Source organism: Pontibacter toksunensis, from assembly GCF_042686245.1.
GTDB classification, from domain to species: domain Bacteria; phylum Bacteroidota; class Bacteroidia; order Cytophagales; family Hymenobacteraceae; genus Pontibacter; species Pontibacter toksunensis.
This window is the reverse complement of sequence record NZ_JBHUOX010000076.1, coordinates 1-2,042: the sequence shown is the minus strand read 5'-3', so window position 1 is coordinate 2,042 and position 2,042 is coordinate 1. Positions and strand designations below refer to the sequence as shown.

Sequence of the window (2,042 nt, the reverse complement as noted above, 5' to 3'; positions counted from 1 at the left end):
AAAGGTAAAACACAGCAAAAGAAATGAGTTTGAAAGACATCAAGTTTGGCGTGAGCACCTGGCTCTGGACCTCGCCCTTCAGCACCGACACCGTCTCCCTCTTCCCCAGGATAAAGGAGATGGGCTACGAGGTGGTGGAGATACCGGTGGAGGACCCGGCCCTGCTGGACGTGGAGAAGGTGAAGCAGGCGCTGGAAGAGCACGGGCTGCAGCCGGTTGTCTGCGGCGCCTTCGGCCCCAGCCGCGACCTGACCCACGAGGACCCCGCCTACCACCGGACCAGCTTCGACTACATCGAGGCCTGCCTGGACATCTGCGTGGGGCTCGGAGCCGGTTTCCTGGCCGGGCCCATGTACTCGGCCGTGGGCAAGGCCCGCCTGGTCTCCCCCGAGCAGAAGAAGGCGGAGTGGGACAGGGCGGTGACGAACCTGCGTAAGGTCTGCGGCATGGCAGAGGAACGGGGGCTGGAGGTTGCCCTGGAACCGCTTAACCGCTTCGAGTCGGACCTGGTGAACACGGCAGAGGACGTGATGCGGCTTGTGCAGGACATCAACCACCCGGCTGCCAAGGTGCTGCTCGACGGCTTCCACATGAACATCGAGGAGCCGGACATTGAGCGGGCCATCCGGCTGGCGGGTGATAAGCTCATCCACCTGCAGGTGTCGGAGAACTATAGGGGCACGCCAGGCACAGGTCAAACCCGCTGGGAAGACTACAGGCGCGGACTGGAGGCAATTAACTACCGGGGCGCCGTCTCCATCGAGAGCTTCACTCCGGAAGTGAAAGAGCTGGCCGGAGCAGTCTGCATCTGGCGCCCCCTGGTGCCCAGCCAGGACGGCTTTGCCCGCGAGGGGCTGCAGTTCCTGAAAAAGTGGGCCGAAGGTTCGGAGCCCTCGAAAAAGGAGGTATCTGCGGAAGTGAATTCCAATACGAAGTAAACAATCACAACAAAGTAAAAAGACAACTATGAGCCAGAAGAAGATAAACGTGGCAATCGTGGGGCTCGGCTTTGGGGCTGAGTTCATCCCCATCTACCAGAAGCACCCCAACGCCAACATGTACGCCATCTGCCAGCGCACCCAGAGCAAGGTGGACGAGATAGGGGACGCCTTCGGCATCGGGGTGAGGTACACCGACTACGAGGAGCTGCTGCGCGACCCCAACGTGGACGCCGTGCACATCAACACGCCGATACAGAGCCACGCCGAGCAGTCCATCGCCGCCCTGAAGGCCGGCAAGCACGTGGCCTGCACCGTGCCCATGGCCACCACCGTGGAGGAGTGCCGCCAGATAGTGGAGCTGGTGCAGGAGACGGGGCTGACCTACATGATGATGGAGACGGTTATCTACAGCCGCGAGTTCCTGTTTGTGAAGGAGATGTATGAGAAGGGGGAACTGGGACGGATTCAGTTCCTCAGGGCCTCCCACCAGCAGGAGATGGCCGGCTGGCCGGGCTACTGGGAGGGGCTGCCGCCGATGCACTACGCCACCCACTGCGTGGGGCCGGTGCTGGCGCTGCCGAGGGCGGAGGCCGAGTACGTCTCCTGCCTGGGCTCGGGCAGGATAGACGAGGAGCTTATCCCTAAGTACGGCTCGCCCTTCGCCATCGAGACCTGCCACATCAAGTTCCGCAACTCGGACCTGTCGGCGGAGGTGACGCGCTCGCTGTTCAACACGGCGCGCCAGTACCGCGAGAGCTTCGACGTGTACGGCTCCAAGAAGTCGTTTGAGTGGACGCAGATAGAGCACGAGGACAGCGTGATACACACGGGCGAGACGCCGGAGCGGGTGAAGATACCGGACTACGCGCACCTCTTGCCCCGGGAGATACAGAACTTCACGCAGGCCGGGGTCTATGACTCAGACGACAACCAGCACCTGTCCTTCATCCAAGGAGCCGGCCACGGGGGCTCGCACCCGCACCTGGTGCACGAGTTCGTGAGCGCCTTGGTGGAGGGAAGGGAGCCGTACCCGAACGCGCGGCAGTCGGCCAACATCACCTGCGTGGGCATCCTGGCGCACGAGTCGGCCATGCAGGGCGG

At 62.7% G+C, this 2,042-nt stretch carries 2 protein-coding genes; both read left to right on the top strand.

Annotated elements, in window-relative coordinates; all coding sequences use genetic code 11:
- The first annotated feature begins 23 nt into the window (after positions 1-23).
- Positions 24-938 carry a sugar phosphate isomerase/epimerase family protein gene (locus ACFS7Z_RS27125; protein WP_377492583.1) on the top strand — a complete coding sequence of 305 codons (915 nt, stop codon included), beginning with the start codon at positions 24-26 and terminating at the stop codon, positions 936-938.
- 28 nt (positions 939-966) lie between these two features.
- A partial coding sequence (locus ACFS7Z_RS27120; RefSeq protein ID WP_377492580.1) for a Gfo/Idh/MocA family protein occupies positions 967-2,042 on the top strand: 1,076 nt, incomplete at its 3' end.

Excerpts from the sequence above, each read along its gene's own strand:
- ACFS7Z_RS27125 (WP_377492583.1), top strand. The coding sequence starts at position 24 with ATGAGTTTGAAAGACATCAAGTTTGGCGTGAGCACCTGGCTCTGGACC.